Origin of the sequence: Lonsdalea britannica, from assembly GCF_946477055.1 — a bacterium.
In the GTDB taxonomy this organism is placed as follows: Bacteria; Pseudomonadota; Gammaproteobacteria; order Enterobacterales; family Enterobacteriaceae; genus Lonsdalea; species Lonsdalea britannica_A.
The window spans coordinates 1-14,933 of record NZ_CAMKXG010000059.1 but is presented as its reverse complement, the minus strand read 5'-3'; the positions used below and the strand labels follow the sequence as shown (position 1 = coordinate 14,933).

The 14,933-nt window shown below is 52.7% G+C and carries 14 protein-coding genes; 3 read left to right on the top strand and 11 right to left on the bottom strand.

The features are described from left to right. Positions 1 to 1,044 precede the first annotated feature (1,044 nt). The 9 genes from pabC to yceD form a co-directional block, all read right to left on the bottom strand. Positions 1,045 to 1,845 carry an aminodeoxychorismate lyase gene (gene pabC, locus Q7O77_RS06320; protein ID WP_304164539.1) on the bottom strand — a complete coding sequence of 267 codons (801 nt, stop codon included), beginning with the start codon at positions 1,843 to 1,845 and terminating at the stop codon, positions 1,045 to 1,047. Between the two features lie 126 nt (positions 1,846 to 1,971). Continuing rightward, complete coding sequence (gene fabF / locus Q7O77_RS06315) at positions 1,972 to 3,213, bottom strand: beta-ketoacyl-ACP synthase II (protein ID WP_304164537.1); 1,242 nt, start codon at positions 3,211 to 3,213, stop codon at positions 1,972 to 1,974. A 78-nt stretch (positions 3,214 to 3,291) separates the two neighbouring features. After that, positions 3,292 to 3,528: an acyl carrier protein gene (gene acpP / locus Q7O77_RS06310; protein ID WP_012765204.1), complete on the bottom strand. Its 237-nt coding sequence runs from the start codon at positions 3,526 to 3,528 to the stop codon at positions 3,292 to 3,294. A gap of 153 nt (positions 3,529 to 3,681) precedes the next feature. Then, entirely contained in the window at positions 3,682 to 4,416 is a 735-nt protein-coding gene (fabG, locus tag Q7O77_RS06305) for a 3-oxoacyl-ACP reductase FabG (RefSeq protein WP_304164543.1), read from the bottom strand. A gap of 12 nt (positions 4,417 to 4,428) precedes the next feature. Next, the gene (gene fabD, locus Q7O77_RS06300; protein WP_304164471.1) at positions 4,429 to 5,358 is read right to left on the bottom strand and encodes an ACP S-malonyltransferase; all 930 of its coding nucleotides are present in this window, start codon (positions 5,356 to 5,358) and stop codon (positions 4,429 to 4,431) included. 20 nt (positions 5,359 to 5,378) lie between these two features. Beyond that, positions 5,379 to 6,329 (bottom strand): beta-ketoacyl-ACP synthase III, encoded by a 951-nt coding sequence (locus Q7O77_RS06295; protein ID WP_304164468.1) that lies wholly within the window; start codon positions 6,327 to 6,329, stop codon positions 5,379 to 5,381. A gap of 6 nt (positions 6,330 to 6,335) precedes the next feature. Next, positions 6,336 to 7,379, bottom strand: coding sequence for a phosphate acyltransferase PlsX (gene plsX, locus Q7O77_RS06290; RefSeq protein WP_304164465.1), 1,044 nt, complete (start codon positions 7,377 to 7,379; stop codon positions 6,336 to 6,338). A gap of 26 nt (positions 7,380 to 7,405) precedes the next feature. After that, positions 7,406 to 7,576 (bottom strand): 50S ribosomal protein L32, encoded by a 171-nt coding sequence (gene rpmF, locus Q7O77_RS06285; protein WP_026740382.1) that lies wholly within the window; start codon positions 7,574 to 7,576, stop codon positions 7,406 to 7,408. Positions 7,577 to 7,593: 17 nt separating this feature from the next. Then, positions 7,594 to 8,115, bottom strand: coding sequence for a 23S rRNA accumulation protein YceD (gene yceD, locus Q7O77_RS06280; protein ID WP_026740383.1), 522 nt, complete (start codon positions 8,113 to 8,115; stop codon positions 7,594 to 7,596). Between the two features lie 138 nt (positions 8,116 to 8,253). Here yceD and Q7O77_RS06275 point away from each other — a divergent pair, with 138 nt between their 5' ends. Further along, positions 8,254 to 8,841 carry a nucleoside triphosphate pyrophosphatase gene (locus tag Q7O77_RS06275; protein WP_304164456.1) on the top strand — a complete coding sequence of 196 codons (588 nt, stop codon included), beginning with the start codon at positions 8,254 to 8,256 and terminating at the stop codon, positions 8,839 to 8,841. 46 nt (positions 8,842 to 8,887) lie between these two features. On the opposite strand, the gene rluC is transcribed toward Q7O77_RS06275, so the two are convergent. Next, a complete protein-coding gene (gene rluC, locus Q7O77_RS06270; RefSeq protein ID WP_304164453.1) occupies positions 8,888 to 9,844 on the bottom strand; it encodes a 23S rRNA pseudouridine(955/2504/2580) synthase RluC in 957 nt (318 codons plus the stop codon). Between the two features lie 574 nt (positions 9,845 to 10,418). Here rluC and rne point away from each other — a divergent pair. Next, positions 10,419 to 13,526: a ribonuclease E gene (gene rne, locus Q7O77_RS06265; protein ID WP_304164450.1), complete on the top strand. Its 3,108-nt coding sequence runs from the start codon at positions 10,419 to 10,421 to the stop codon at positions 13,524 to 13,526. A gap of 83 nt (positions 13,527 to 13,609) precedes the next feature. Here the strand turns inward: rne and Q7O77_RS06260 are convergent, their stop codons facing one another. Next, the gene (locus Q7O77_RS06260; RefSeq protein WP_304164447.1) at positions 13,610 to 13,897 is read right to left on the bottom strand and encodes a putative quinol monooxygenase; all 288 of its coding nucleotides are present in this window, start codon (positions 13,895 to 13,897) and stop codon (positions 13,610 to 13,612) included. Between the two features lie 184 nt (positions 13,898 to 14,081). Between Q7O77_RS06260 and pyrC the strand changes: the two genes are divergently transcribed. Further along, the coding region (gene pyrC, locus Q7O77_RS06255) for a dihydroorotase (protein WP_304164444.1) at positions 14,082 to 14,933 on the top strand (852 nt) is incomplete at its 3' end.

Below are 14,933 nucleotides of genomic sequence, written 5' to 3'. Positions count from 1 at the left end.
ATCCTCTTCGTCGGCAGCGTCAGATGTGTATAAGAGACAGGCGTTACGGTATTCCCGTACCGCGCGATTATGGTCGGATAAATTGGTGGTGAACGTATGTCCCCCCTTTCCATCCGCAACAAAATAGAGATAGTGCGTTTTTTCCGGATGCGCCGCCGCGTCCAACGACGCTTTTCCCGGCATAGCTATCGGCGTCGGCGGCAGACCACTAATGACGTAGGTGTTATAGGGTGTCGGCGTATCCAGAGCGCTGCGCGTGATGGTGCCATTATAGCGTTCTCCCATGCCGTAAATCACCGTAGGATCCGTCTGCAAGCGCATTCCTATCCGTAGGCGATTGATGAATACGGATGCAATCAAGGCCCTTTCGCTGCCGATAGCGGTTTCCTTTTCGATGATCGACGCCATCGTCAGCAACTCTTCCTTGTTTTTGTAGGGCAGCCCGTCCTCACGTCCCTGCCAGACTTCATCGACGATTTTATCCATACGCTGGAAGGCTCGCATCAGCACGGCTTTATCCGTCATGCCTGCGGTATGCAGGTAGGTGTCCGGATAAAACCAGCCTTCGGGATTACTCTGGTCTTTAATACCCAGCGCCTCGGCAATCTCCTGCGAGCTCTTGCCCGTCAGCGTTTTTTTGAGATACGGGGCCTGCTGTATCGCCGCCAGCCAGTCACGTAGTCGCGATCCTTCAACAAAGCGGATGGCGAACTGCGCCTCTTTACCGCTGTCCAGCAAGGCCAACATCTGGCGAACCGTCATTCCGGGCTGAAGACGGTAGGTACCGGCTTTAAAGTTGGCCAGATCGGGCTCCAACCGTAGCAATACGGGGAAACGCCAGCTGGCAGACAGAATCTGCTGTTGCGCCAGTTGTTGTTCCAGCGCGTCGTGACCCGCTCCCGCCGGGAGAGTAAAAATGGTTTCCTGTGTGATCTTGAGCGGTGCGGCGGCGAAATGCTGCACCTGTTTCCACAGGACAATGGTGCCAACGACCACCAGACCAATACATCCGATCCCAATTTTCAATCTCTTCATAACATTCTATTACTCACAGTTAGGGCTCAGAAAGTCATACAACTCTCGTGAGCGATAACACCAGGCTTCAGCCCGGTTGACAGAAATGAGAGGCATCAAAGCATTACAGATAATCACTTCGTCAGCCGTTGCCAATGCTTCCAACGGCGCGGAGACGACCTGCAGCTGATAGTCCGATTGCTCCAGCAATTGCATTAGATGGCGACGCGTCAGGCCATCGACGCCGGACTGCGAAACGTCTGGGGTAAACACCTGTTTGCCGCAGCGCCAAAATAAATTGGCCGCACAGCATTCCACTAGCTTATCGTGAGTGTCAAGCACCAGAGCCTCGTCAGCATCCTGCTGGTCAAGGTGTCGGCGGATCATCACTTGTTCGAGACGATTAAGATGTTTTATTCCGGCAAGGAGCGGGCTTCGCGCTAATTTTACCGGACTGAGCGCTAAAGAGATGCCATCCCGGCGCCAGTGCTCGTAATGCTCGGGGTAAGCGGTATGCATGACCATCCTTACTGGCGCCTCACAACCCTGAGGACTGTATCCTCTCCCCCCTACGCCACGCGTGACGACCGCTTTTACCACTGCGCTCGCCTTGCCTTCGGCAGCCTGTTGCATCTCTGCCGATAGCCGATCCCAGTCGATTTCCGGGAACATAAGTACCTTCGCCGCATGCTGGAGCCGTTGGATATGGCGTTCGAGCCATACCACACGGCCATTGAGTACCCGGGCCGTGGTAAAACAACCGTCGCCATACTGCACGCTGCGGTCAGATGCCGGCAAGTTTTGCTCTAACACCCCATTAATCAACCACATATATTCACTTCCTCTTTAGAAGAACAAGAGAGAGTCCAGACTAGCGGACAGGGAAAAATAACCCTAGCTGATTTTCTTCAGATAAAAAAAAGCCCGGAAGATCCGGGCTTTCATCAAGCTCACACGTCAGACTTTGCGGAAGACCAATGAACCATTGGTACCACCAAATCCGAAGGAGTTACACAGCACGTATTCCATGCCTGAAACCTGACGAGCTTCATGCGGCACGAAGTCCAGGTCGCAACCCTCATCCGGGTTATCAAGGTTGATCGTCGGCGGGATTGCCTGATCGCGCAGCGCAAGAACACACATAATGGATTCTACTGCACCAGCCGCACCCAGCAGGTGACCTGTCATTGACTTGGTCGAACTGACCATCACGCGTGATGCGCTCGCGCCAAAGACAGACTTGACCGCCTGAGTTTCGGCTTTATCGCCGACCGGGGTCGACGTGCCGTGCGCGTTGATATAGCCCACTTGTTCCGCGGTGATATTGGCATCGCGAAACGCGTTAACCATTGCCAACGCGGCACCTGCACCATCTGACGGCGGTGACGTCATGTGGTACGCATCGCTGCTCATGCCAAAACCGGTGATTTCAGCATAAATTTTTGCGCCACGACGTTTCGCATGCTCATACTCTTCCAGCACCATAATACCGGCGCCGTCGCCCAGAACGAAACCGTCACGGTCTTTATCCCACGGACGGCTTGCCGCCTGCGGGTCGTCGTTGCGGGTTGAAAGCGCACGAGCTGCGCCGAAACCACCCACGCCCAACGGAGTACTTGCTTTTTCTGCGCCACCGGCCAGCATCGCATCAGCATCGCCATAAGCGATGATGCGGGCCGCATGTCCGATGTTATGTACGCCAGAAGTACAGGCCGTCGCGATGGAGATGCTAGGTCCTTGCAGGCCCAACATGATGGTCAGATGACCGGCAACCATGTTGACGATAGTGGAAGGGACAAAGAAAGGACTGATTTTTCGAGGGCCGCCACGTACTAATGCCGCGTGGTTTTCCTCAATCAGTCCCAGACCGCCAATACCCGAACCAATGGCAGCACCAATACGTCCGGCATTGGCTTCTGTGACTTCAAGGCCCGAATCTTTCATAGCCTGAATACCGGCCACGATGCCGTACTGAATGAAAGCATCCATCTTGCGAGCATCTTTACGCGAGATGAATTCTTCACAATTAAAGTTTTCAACTAAGCCAGCAAAACGTGTTGCATAGGCACTAGTATCGAAATGATCAATGGGTTTGATACCACTCTGACCGGCAAGCAAAGCCTTCCAAGTTGACTCAACTGTGTTGCCGACAGGAGATAACATGCCCAGACCAGTCACAACTACACGACGCTTAGACACGCTGATCCTCCAGGGAGGGAAAATACTGAGGTATTAAAGGAAACTTAGGCGGTCGAATGACCGCCTAGATATGTTCATTTACTGCTGGTTTGCCTGAATGAAATCAATTGCTGCCTGAACAGTAGTGATTTTTTCGGCTTCTTCGTCTGGAATCTCGGTATCAAACTCTTCTTCCAGAGCCATTACCAGCTCAACGGTGTCAAGAGAATCAGCGCCGAGGTCATCAACGAAGGAAGCATTGTTCACGACTTCTTCCGGTTTAACACCCAGCTGTTCAACGATGATTTTCTTAACGCGTTCTTCGATAGTGCTCATACTCTTAAATTTCCTATCAAAACTCGCTTTCGCGATGGTTTTCGTAGTGTATAAAATGTTGAAAAAGATGCAACAAAATCAGTACTGGTCGAGCCAGGATTTTGTGCTTTTTGCAGATTTCGCTGCAAATTCAAGCAAATATGATCTGACTTATCAGATCATATACATGCCGCCATTAACATGCAATGTTTCACCGGTGATGTAACCCGCTTCTTCAGAAGCTAAGAACGTAACAGCACTGGCAATTTCTTTCGCATCACCCAGGCGTCCAGCAGGAACACCAGCCAAAATGCCCGCACGCTGCTCATCTGTCAATGCTCGAGTCATATCGGTTTCAATAAAACCCGGAGCTACAACGTTGACGGTTACGCCACGAGAGGCCACTTCCTGAGCCAGAGATTTGCTGAATCCAACCAGCCCAGCTTTGGCTGCCGAGTAGTTGGACTGTCCAGGGTTACCACTGGTGCCGACTACTGAGCCGATGGTGATGATACGGCCGAAACGCTTTTTCATCATGGAACGCAGAACGGCTTTGGACAAGCGAAATACGGAACGCAGGTTCGTATCCAGCACATCCTGCCACTCTTCGTCTTTCATGCGAATCAGCAAATTATCACGGGTGATACCTGCGTTATTCACCAGAATGTCGATGTCGCCGAACTCCGACTTGATGGAAGCCAAAGTCGCTTCGATCGAGGACATATCCGCGACATTCAGGACATAACCTTTACCGTTTTCACCCAGCCATGCGCTGATGTCAGCGGCGCCTTTTTCGCTTGTCGCCGTCCCCATCACTTTCGCGCCACGCGCAACCAGTGACTCAGCGATAGCACGACCGATGCCACGGCTGGCACCCGTTACGAGAACAATTTTTCCGTCAAAGCTCATCATCTATTCCGTTTATTGATCAAGGGCTGTTGATAAGGAAGCAGAATCATTGACTGCTGACGCAGTCAGCGTATCCACGATTCGTTTGGTCAGTCCGGTTAGTACTTTGCCCGGCCCAACTTCTAACAGTTTCTGTACGTCCTGAGCCGCGATGTATTCGACGCACTCTGTCCAGCGGACAGGATTGGAAAGCTGGCGTACCAACGCGCTGCGGATAGCTTCCGGCGACGTTTCAGCACGGACGTCAACGTTGTTCACCACAGGAATTTGAGGCGCGTTGAAAGTGACGTTTTCCAGCGCTTCCGCCAGCTTACGTGCAGCAGGTTCCATCAGGGCGCAGTGGGAAGGCACGCTGACCGGCAGCGGCAACGCTCGTTTCGCTCCAGCGGCCTTACAGGCAGCACCGGCACGTTCAACGGCTTCTTTATTACCTGCGATAACGACCTGTCCTGGAGAGTTGAAGTTCACCGGTGAGACAACTTGTCCCTGAGCGGCTTCGGCACAGGCCGCCGCGATGGTGTCGTTATCAAGGCCGATAATGGCATACATGGCGCCCGTATTTTCCGGCACCGCTTCCTGCATCAGCTTGCCGCGTAACTCCACCAGGCTGACCGCCTGCTTGAAGTCCATTACGCCAGCGCAAACCAAAGCAGAATATTCACCCAGACTGTGGCCTGCCATCAGTGCTGGTGTTTTACCACCCTGCTGCTGCCAGGCGCGCCAAATGGCGACCGATGCGGTCAGCAGTGCTGGCTGCGTCTGCCAGGTTTTGTTCAATTCTTCTACCGGGCCCTCTTGGGCCAGTTGCCATAGGTCGTAACCGAGCACGGAGGAAGCTTCATCAAATGTGTCCTTAACTACCGGATTCGTCTCCGCCAGTTCAGCCAGCATGCCGACTGATTGGGAGCCTTGTCCCGGGAACACCATTGCAAAATGCGTCATAATCAGAAAGTCCTGTTTAATCAAAAACGAACCAGAGCAGAACCCCAGGTAAATCCACCGCCGAACGCTTCAAGTAATATCAGCTGTCCGCGTTTGATGCGTCCATCACGCACGGCTTCATCGAGCGCCGCGGGTACTGAAGCAGCAGAGGTGTTGCCATGGCGATCGAGCGTGATCACCACTTTATCCATGCCCATGCCCAGTTTTTTGGCCGTCGCATTGATAATACGCAGGTTTGCCTGATGCGGAACCAGCCAATCCAGCTCGGCTTTGTCCAGTTTTGCCGCCACCAGCGTTTCTTCTACGATGTGGGCCAGTTCTTTAACGGCGACTTTGAACACCTCATTGCCCGCCATTGTCAGGTATTCCGGCGTTTTGTTAGTACGCGCCTGATACGGCAGAGACAGAAGCTGGCCATAACGGCCATCCGCATGGAGATGCGTAGAGAGGATGCCCGGCTCTTCAGAGCGGGATAACACAACGGCGCCAGCGCCGTCGCCAAACAGAATCAGCGTTCCGCGATCCTCTGGATCCAGCGTACGCGTCAACGCGTCGGCGCCGACCACCAGAGCATAATCCACAGAGCCACTCTTGACATACTGGTCGGCTACGCTCAGTGCGTAGGTGAAACCTGCGCAGGCAGCCGCCAGATCGAATGCAATGGTGTCCTGAATGCCCAGCATCTGCTGAACCTGGCAGGCCGAACTCGGGAATGCATGGCTGGAGGAGGTCGTTGCGACAATCAGCAAGCCGACTTTGTTTTTATCGATATCGGCCATTTCGAGCGCTTTTTGCGCTGCATGGAAACCCATGGTGGCCACACTTTCGTCAGGCCCTGCGATTCGACGTTCGCGGATACCGGTACGAGTCACAATCCACTCGTCGGACGTATCCACCATTTTCTCTAAATCAGAATTCGACCTGATTTGTTCGGGCAAATAGCTTCCCGTTCCAATAATTTTTGTATACATGTAAGCTCAATCACTTTTGGGTAATACAGACGTGAGTCGCGCGGCGATTCTTTCGGGAATCTGTCGTTGTACTGTCTGCACTGCCTGTTCAATCGCTACCGCAAACGCATTCGGGTTTGCAGCTCCATGGCTCTTTATCACTGTCCCACGTAATCCTAGCAGACAAGCCCCGTTATAGTGGTCAGGGTTCAGGTGGCCAAAACGCCTGGATAGACGTTTTTGCAACCAGCGTCCCAATAATTTCAGCCACCAAGACTGTTTTTGTCTACGATCTGAACCTGAGGAGGATTTCAGAAGAGACAGAAACATTCTAACGACGCCTTCCATCGTCTTTAGCGTGACATTTCCAACAAACCCATCACACACCATGACATCTGTTTTACCGGTCAGCAACTCGTTGCCTTCAAGATAACCGATGTAGTTGATAGACGATGTCGCTTTCAAACGCGCGGCAGCTTCGCGGATGTTGTTTAGCCCTTTGCTTTCTTCTTCGCCAATATTTAACAACGCCACTCGGGGATTACTGAGTTCCAGGACCTCTTCCGCCATGACCGCGCCCATCACAGCAAACTGCACTAGCATGGTGCTGTCGCACTCTACGTTGGCGCCGAGATCCAGAACGACCGTTTTTCCATGCTGCTGATGTGGCAACACCGTTACCAATGCCGGACGTTCAATACCGTCAACCGGCTTCAACAGCAATTTAGCGAGCCCCATCAACGCCCCAGTATTTCCAGCACTCACACAAGCCTGTGCACGCCCTTCCTTAATAAGCTCCAATGCAATACGCATGGAAGAACCTCGGCTGGCGCGGATAGCTTGAGATGGTCTGGCATCGCCCGCTATTACCGTTTCAGCCGGTACGATTTCCAAACGGGAAAACAGGGAGGAATCGACTTTGCTAAGTAATGGAGTGAGCGTTGTAGGATCGCCAACCAGCAGCAGATAAAGATTTGGATTAGAAGCCAGTGCCTGCAATGCAGCAGGCACTGTTACGCAGGGGCCAAAGTCCCCGCCCATTGCATCTAACGCCAGAGTTAGGCGTGTCAAAGCATTTCCTTGCGTTTAAGCAGGAATTACTTAGCAATGACCTTGCGACCGCGGTAGTAGCCATCCGCAGTTACGTGGTGACGCAGATGAGTTTCGCCAGAAACTTTATCTACGGATACGGCAGTTGTGGTCAGAGCATCGTGAGCACGACGCATACCACGTTTGGAACGGGTTGGTTTATTCTGTTGTACGGCCATGGACCTTACTCCTTCAATTACTTACGCTTTAAACTAGCTAATACGGCAAATGGATTTGGTTTCTCCGCCTCTTCAGGCAGTTTGCCAAACACCATGTCCGCTTCGGACACTTCACAGTGTTCAGAATCATGCACCGGTGCGATGGGCAATGAAAGAATAATTTCATCTTCTATCATCGCCAACAAGTCGACTTCACCGAACTCATTGACCTGGATCGGTTCGTACGCTTCCGGCAAAGCTTCGGCCTGCTCATCACTGATGACCGGGCTAAAACATAACGTGGCGTGGACCTGATGTTCGAAAGGCTTGCCACAGCGCTGGCACCGTAAGGTTACCGCCACATCGGCACGTCCATCGATAACAGCCAAACGCTGATTATCAATGTTGAACGATAAAGCCGCTTCGACATCGCTATCCACACTAACCACTGATTCGGCAACACGCATCACCTGTTCAGCTGTATAGACACCAACATAATCTAAACGCTTTTGAGCAGTGCGAGCCGCGTCGAGGGTTAAGGGTAATTTTACCTTTTGCATAGGGCGCGCATATTAGCGTCGTAACGACATAGAGTCAAAGGAAAAGGTGGGGAATGGAAACTTTCGCGGGGGTTCGCATCGGAAGCTAAACGCAGTTTAGAATGAGCCGCATGTTCAGGTCACGATTTTACTATAACTATGCCTAATATTGTTCTCGCATCAACATCCTCATACCGCCGCGCATTGCTCGAAAAACTCACTATTCCTTTCCAGTGCGCATCACCGAATGTTGATGAAACCCCTTTTCCTGAGGAAGATGCTTCCACACTGGTGAGACGTCTGGCAATGGCCAAAGCGCGATCGTTAGCTGACGCCTACCCTAACCATCTCATCATAGGATCCGATCAAGTCTGTGTGTTGAACGGAAAAATAACCGGCAAGCCTCACGATCGTGAACGCGCGGTTACTCAGCTAAATCAGGCGAGCGGTCGTCACGTCACTTTTTATACCGGACTCGCGTTGTACAACAGCCAAACCGCGCACATGCATTCTTTGGTTGAGCCTTATGAAGTTCATTTTCGCCCGTTAACGAATAAAGAGATAGATAACTATATAGAGAAGGAACGACCTTTCGACTGCGCGGGAAGTTTTAAGTGCGAGGGACTCGGTATTACGCTATTTGAGAGACTTTCGGGACGCGATCCCAATACGCTGATCGGCCTACCGCTGATTGCGTTACTCGACCTGCTACGACAGGAAGGCGTTAACCCCCTTTTAATAGCCTGACTCACCTGTATACCGCACCTGACTCATCGCCAGGTGCGGTACTCAGCTACTGCTTATGGTTGCGTAAGACTTGCAGGCAACGGCGTAACTCTTCATCTAACGGCGCTTCTACCCGTAACGTCTCGCCAGTATTGGGATGTTCGAATTTTAGAGCCTGAGCGTGCAGGAACAGGCGTTTAAGACCCGTACTCGCCAGTTGATGGTCAAAATCCCGATCGCCGTAACGATCGTCGAACGCGATAGGATGGCCCGCATGGAGGGTATGTACGCGAATCTGATGCGTACGCCCGGTCACGGGGCTCGCTTTGACCAACGTGGCATGCTCAAATCGCTCTTCGACCTTAAAACGTGTCTCAGACGGTTTCCCTTCACTATTGACCCGGACGATACGCTCGCCGCTCTGCAAAATGTTCTTCAGCAGCGGTGCCTGAACCACTTTGCAATGCGATTGCCATTGCCCACGCACCAGCGCGAGATAATCTTTCTGCATCCCTTTGCTTCGCAGCTGTTCATGGAGCGCACGTAAAGCCGACCGCTTTTTAGCAACCAACAGGACACCGGAAGTATCTCTGTCCAAGCGGTGTACCAGCTCCAGGAAGCGGGCTTCAGGCCGCAGCGCCCTTAAACCTTCGATCACACCAAAGCTGAGACCGCTACCTCCGTGGACGGCCGTCCCTGAAGGCTTATTGAGCACCAACAGGTGATCATCTTCATAAATGATGCAATCCGCCAATGCCGACACTTTGGCCAGTCCTGCGGAAACTGGCGCTTCTTCACGTTCGGACGTTCTCACCGGAGGGATACGGATTAGGTCGCCGTCGAGCAATTTGTACTCCGGCTTCACCCGCTTTTTATTTATGCGTACTTCGCCTTTGCGCAAAATACGGTAAATCATGCTTTTCGGCACACCTTTCAATTTCGTGCGCAAAAAATTGTCGATGCGTTGACCCGCCTCTTCGTCGGAGACCGTCAAAAATTGTACTGATGGGTTCTCTGTTTTCATGAGCCAGAATTCTAAAGAGCGTGGGTAGATAGCGCCACATCTTTTTCTATGCTTAACTGTGAGTCTGACTTATGAAGTTAATAGTCAGCTTCTGTAACAGTGACGATGCGCGAATTTCGTACATTGCTGTCTCAGAGCGGTTGATAACTTCATTTTGACAGGCAAAGTCACCTTGCTATCGGCGTATCAGCAATGGAATAATGCTTCGGCTTTCCGCGCTGTTTACCTGAAAAACAAGGGAAATTGCGGAATTATTATATTTGCCTGATGAGTCACGACGCAGCAATGGCGTAAGACGTAGCGATTTATCAAGCAGTTAGCGAGCTGTGGTAAGCAGTTTGGCCGGCAAATGGAATCAGATCTGGCACCTATTTTCAGAAGCTGTTCCCGCAATAAATGCGCTGTTTTCCATCAGGAAATACAGGCTACCGAAACATGCGTCTCTATGCAGACGACAACCGGGAGGTTGACGCCCCTGCGATAAGCCACGAGGCCATCGGTTCATTCCGGTCACACCCCGCTTTCACCGGCAGCTCTATCCATAATGCAAGTTAAGAATAACGAGTAAGTTACGATGAAAAGAATGTTGATTAACGCAACTCAGCAAGAAGAGTTGCGTGTTGCCTTGGTTGATGGTCAACGCCTCTACGATCTGGATATTGAGAGCCCGGGTCATGAGCAAAAGAAAGCAAACATTTATAAAGGTAAAATCACGCGTATTGAACCGAGTCTCGAAGCCGCTTTTGTTGATTACGGCGCCGAACGACACGGTTTTCTCCCCCTCAAAGAAATCGCACGCGAATACTTCCCCAGTCACTATGCTTCTCATGGCCGCCCAAACATCAAAGATGTTCTGCGCGAAGGCCAGGAAGTCATTGTGCAGGTGGATAAAGAAGAGCGCGGCAACAAAGGCGCAGCGCTGACGACGTTTATCAGCCTTGCCGGCAGCTACCTGGTTCTCATGCCGAATAACCCACGTGCCGGCGGGATCTCACGCCGCATTGAAGGTGATGACAGAACCGAACTGAAAGAAGCGCTGAGCTCCCTGCAACTGCCTGAAGGTATGGGGCTGATTGTTCGTACGGCGGGTGTAGGCAAATCCGCAGAAGCCCTGCAATGGGATCTGGCGTTTCGCATCAAACACTGGGAAGCCATCAAGAAAGCCGCAGAAGGCCGCCCTGCGCCGTTCCTGATCCATCAGGAAAGCAATGTGATTGTTCGCGCATTCCGCGACTATCTGCGCCCGGACATCGGCGAAATCTTGATCGACAACCCCAAAATTCTGGAACGCGCCAAAGAGCACATCGCCTCTTTGGGTCGTCCCGATTTCAGCAGCAAGATCAAATTGTATAGCGGTGAAATCCCACTCTTCAGCCACTATCAGATCGAATCCCAGATTGAGTCCGCCTTCCAACGCGAAGTGCGCCTGCCTTCTGGCGGCTCCATTGTTATCGACACCACCGAGGCGTTGACGGCGATTGATATCAACTCCGCACGCGCTACCCGCGGCGGCGATATTGAAGAAACCGCCTTCAACACCAACCTGGAAGCGTCCGATGAAATCGCCCGCCAGCTGCGTCTGCGCGATTTGGGCGGTCTGATCGTTATCGACTTTATCGATATGACGCCAGTTCGCCATCAGCGTGAAGTCGAAAACCGCCTGCGCGACGCCGTCCGTCAGGACCGTGCCCGCATTCAGATTGGACGAATTTCACGTTTTGGTTTGCTGGAAATGTCGCGTCAGCGCCTGAGCCCTTCTCTGGGCGAATCCAGTCATCACGTGTGTCCGCGTTGTAGTGGTACCGGGACTATTCGCGACAATGAATCCCTGTCTCTGTCCATCCTGCGTTTAATCGAAGAAGAAGCGCTGAAGGAAAACACCAAAGAAGTACAGGCAATTGTGCCGGTGCCGATCGCGTCCTATCTGTTGAACGAAAAACGTGACGCAGTCAACGCTATCGAACAACGTCAGGGCAGCGTTCGCGCCGTCATCGTACCGCACGACGGTATGCAAACGCCTCACTACTCCGTCGTACGTATCCGTAACGGTGAAGAGAAGCCAGCCCTGAGCTACATGCTGCCGCAGATGTTGGATGCGGAAGTTCAGCAGGCCCAGGAAGAGCAGATTGCCGAGCGCAAGATCCCTGAGCAACCGGCACTAGCGACGTTTACCCTGCCGGATAACCTTCCGACAGAAACGCCGACACCGGCCGCCGCCCATAAAGCACAGTCCGCTGCGCCTCAGAAGTCCGGTATCATCCGTCGTCTGTTCGGCTCGTTGAAAGGTATGTTCGATGCACCTCAGGCGACGGCGGAAGAAACACCGCAACAGCCTCAGGTTAAAGAGAACGAAACCAGCGAAAGCCAACCGCGTCAGGAACGTCGCAACAACAATCGCCGCCAATCCGGCAATCGTCGTGACCGTAATGAGCGGACACCGCGCGAAAACCGTGAACCACGCGACGATCAGCAGCGTCGTAACAACAAGCGGACGCAAAACGCAACGAATGACACACAAACTCCGGCCGTCGATGCACAGGAAAAAGCAGCGCGCGAAGAGCAACGTCGTGAGCAACGTGCGGAACGTCAGCGTAACCGTCAAGAAGACAAGCGCCAGGCTCAGCAGGAAGTCAAAGAGCTGAACACGGCAGCTGAAACTGAAGTGCAGACGCCCGAGCAGGAAAAACCGGCTCAGGTGATGCCGCGTCGCCAACGTCGTCAGCTCACGCAGAAAGTTCGTGTTGTCGATGAAGCAGATACCGCTGCCGCAGCTAAACCGGCCGTTGAAGCAACTCCGGTTGCGGAAGTCGCCGCACCGGCCACCTCAGAAACCAGCTCGGAAAACAACGCTGGAGATAACCGCGATAACAACATGCCGCGTCGTTCGCGTCGTTCACCACGCCATCTGCGTGTTAGCGGACAGCGTCGTCGTCGTTACCGTGATGAGCGTTACCCGGTACAGTCTCCGATGGTTGTCGAACAGGCGGCTTCTGCGCCGGAAATGGCCTCGGGCAAAGTGTGGATTCACTACCCGATTACGCAACCTCAACCTGAAGCGCCAGAAACCGTGGTTCAGGAAGAAGATGCGATCACCATTCCTACGGTGACGGAATACGAATTGCTGTCCAGCTCCATCGCGGAAGAAATCGTAGAGGAAAACAACGAGTCAACGGAAACTCAGAGCAGCGATGTGATTGCTCCGGAAGAAGAAGTGACCGCGCAACTGCCGTTGGAAACCCGCGTATCGCGTGAAGAAACAGCCACCGCTGACGACAGCGCTCAAAAAGCGGAAGACGCAAGCTCAGAAGAGTCAGCCCCGGTGCAAGACGCCGCTGCGGATAATGACGATGTTGAAGCCGCTGAAACGGTAGCGCCTGTAACTGAGGAAATCTCTGAGACAATTGAAGAACACGTTGAGCAGCCCGTAGAAGCGGCGCCTGTCGTGACAGAAAAACCGGTCGAAAAAGCGACTCAGCCGACACCTGATGCGCAGCCGAGCTTTAAACATCACGCCAAAGCGCCGATGACCAAAGCACCGGCGCCACAGTATGTACCTGAAGAGCCGAAATCCAGCGACTGGGAGCGCCCTGCGTTCGAGTTCACCGGAAAAGGGTCTGCAGGTGGCCATGCTTCGGTTAACAGCGCCAGCGCCCCGGCGACCAAGCCAACCGTTGAAGAGTAACAATAAAAAAAGCACCCCGTAACTTACTGGGTGCTCGCTTTATGCCTGGAATGCCCGTCAATGACGGGCATTTTTTTATACGCTTAGGCGACCTGAGTCATCAGCTTGATGTCGACGGAAACGGTCTTACCTTCCATATCGGCAACCAGTTTCTGGAAATGGGCTGTTTTCTCATGCGTCTCTAACGCTTCTTTGTTTTCCCAGCGTTCAATAAAAACAAAAGCACCTGGCTTATCGATTTCCGCATGCAGGTCGTACTGCAGATTACCGGCCTCTTTACGGCTAGGTTCCACCGCTTTGGTTACCGCATCCGTAATTTCTTTCAAGTACTCTGGTTTTGCCTGAAGGCAAGCGACGACACGAATTTCCATTTTTTTCCTCTTCTCGCATTTTGCGAATGTATTAGATCTTTTAATATGAAACGCCAATAAAAGAAGAATTTCAACCACTTCAAAACAATCGGGTGCATTTCAACCACTTTACGCTTATGCTTGTCACCCGCCGTAATCAGTCTTATGACCGCTATGTTAATCACTGACCGCCGGAGCAAAATCCATGACCCCCGTCCCAACCGTCCTGAAAATCCGCCGTCCCGACGACTGGCATCTGCACCTACGTGACGATGACATGCTAAATGCGGTATTACCCTACACCAGCGCCGTTTTTGGCCGCGCTATAGTCATGCCTAACCTGACACCGCCCATCACCACCGTCGCAGCAGCAGAGGCCTACAGAACGCGCATTCTCGCCGCCACTCCTTCCGACCATCGTTTTCATCCCCTGATGACCTGTTATTTGACCGACACGCTGGACCCGCGCGAACTGACCAAGGGTTTCGAACAGGGGGTATTTACAGCGGCTAAACTCTACCCCGCCAACGCGACCACCAACTCGAGCCACGGCGTGACAGACATACGCGCTATCTATCCGCTGCTGGAGCAAATGCAGAAGTTGGGGATGCCTTTGTTGGTCCATGGTGAAGTCACTGATCCCGAGGTGGATATTTTCGATCGTGAAGCTTACTTCATTGATCGCGTCATGCAGCCGGTACGTAAGCACTTTCCAGCGCTAAAGATCGTTTTCGAACACATTACGACGCGCGACGCAGCGCACTACGTCTTGGCAAATGATGAGTATCTGGCGGCCACTATTACGCCACAACATCTGATGTTCAACCGCAATCACATGTTGGTGGGCGGAATACGCCCTCACCTGTACTGCCTGCCTATTCTTAAAAGAAATGTGCATCAGCAGGCCCTGCGCGACGTCATCGCCAGCGGTTCAAAAAAATTCTTTTTGGGAACAGACTCTGCCCCCCACCTGCAGCATCGCAAGGAGTCCTCGTGCGGCTGTGCAGGCGTGTTCAACGCACAGGCGGCACCTGTCTCTTATACACATCTGACGCTG

Bases quoted from the DNA above. Each gene is read 5' to 3' on its own strand.
- Q7O77_RS06260 (WP_304164447.1), bottom strand. From the start codon at position 13,897: ATGGAAATTCGTGTCGTCGCTTGCCTTCAGGCAAAACCAGAGTACTTG.
- pabC (WP_304164539.1), bottom strand. From the start codon at position 1,845: ATGTGGTTGATTAATGGGGTGTTAGAGCAAAACTTGCCGGCATCTGAC.
- rne (WP_304164450.1), top strand. From the start codon at position 10,419: ATGAAAAGAATGTTGATTAACGCAACTCAGCAAGAAGAGTTGCGTGTT.
- yceD (WP_026740383.1), bottom strand. From the start codon at position 8,115: ATGCAAAAGGTAAAATTACCCTTAACCCTCGACGCGGCTCGCACTGCT.
- acpP (WP_012765204.1), bottom strand. From the start codon at position 3,528: ATGAGCACTATCGAAGAACGCGTTAAGAAAATCATCGTTGAACAGCTG.
- fabD (WP_304164471.1), bottom strand. From the start codon at position 5,358: ATGACGCATTTTGCAATGGTGTTCCCGGGACAAGGCTCCCAATCAGTC.
- Q7O77_RS06275 (WP_304164456.1), top strand. From the start codon at position 8,254: ATGCCTAATATTGTTCTCGCATCAACATCCTCATACCGCCGCGCATTG.
- rpmF (WP_026740382.1), bottom strand. From the start codon at position 7,576: ATGGCCGTACAACAGAATAAACCAACCCGTTCCAAACGTGGTATGCGT.
- rluC (WP_304164453.1), bottom strand. From the start codon at position 9,844: ATGAAAACAGAGAACCCATCAGTACAATTTTTGACGGTCTCCGACGAA.
- Q7O77_RS06295 (WP_304164468.1), bottom strand. From the start codon at position 6,329: ATGTATACAAAAATTATTGGAACGGGAAGCTATTTGCCCGAACAAATC.
- fabG (WP_304164543.1), bottom strand. From the start codon at position 4,416: ATGAGCTTTGACGGAAAAATTGTTCTCGTAACGGGTGCCAGCCGTGGC.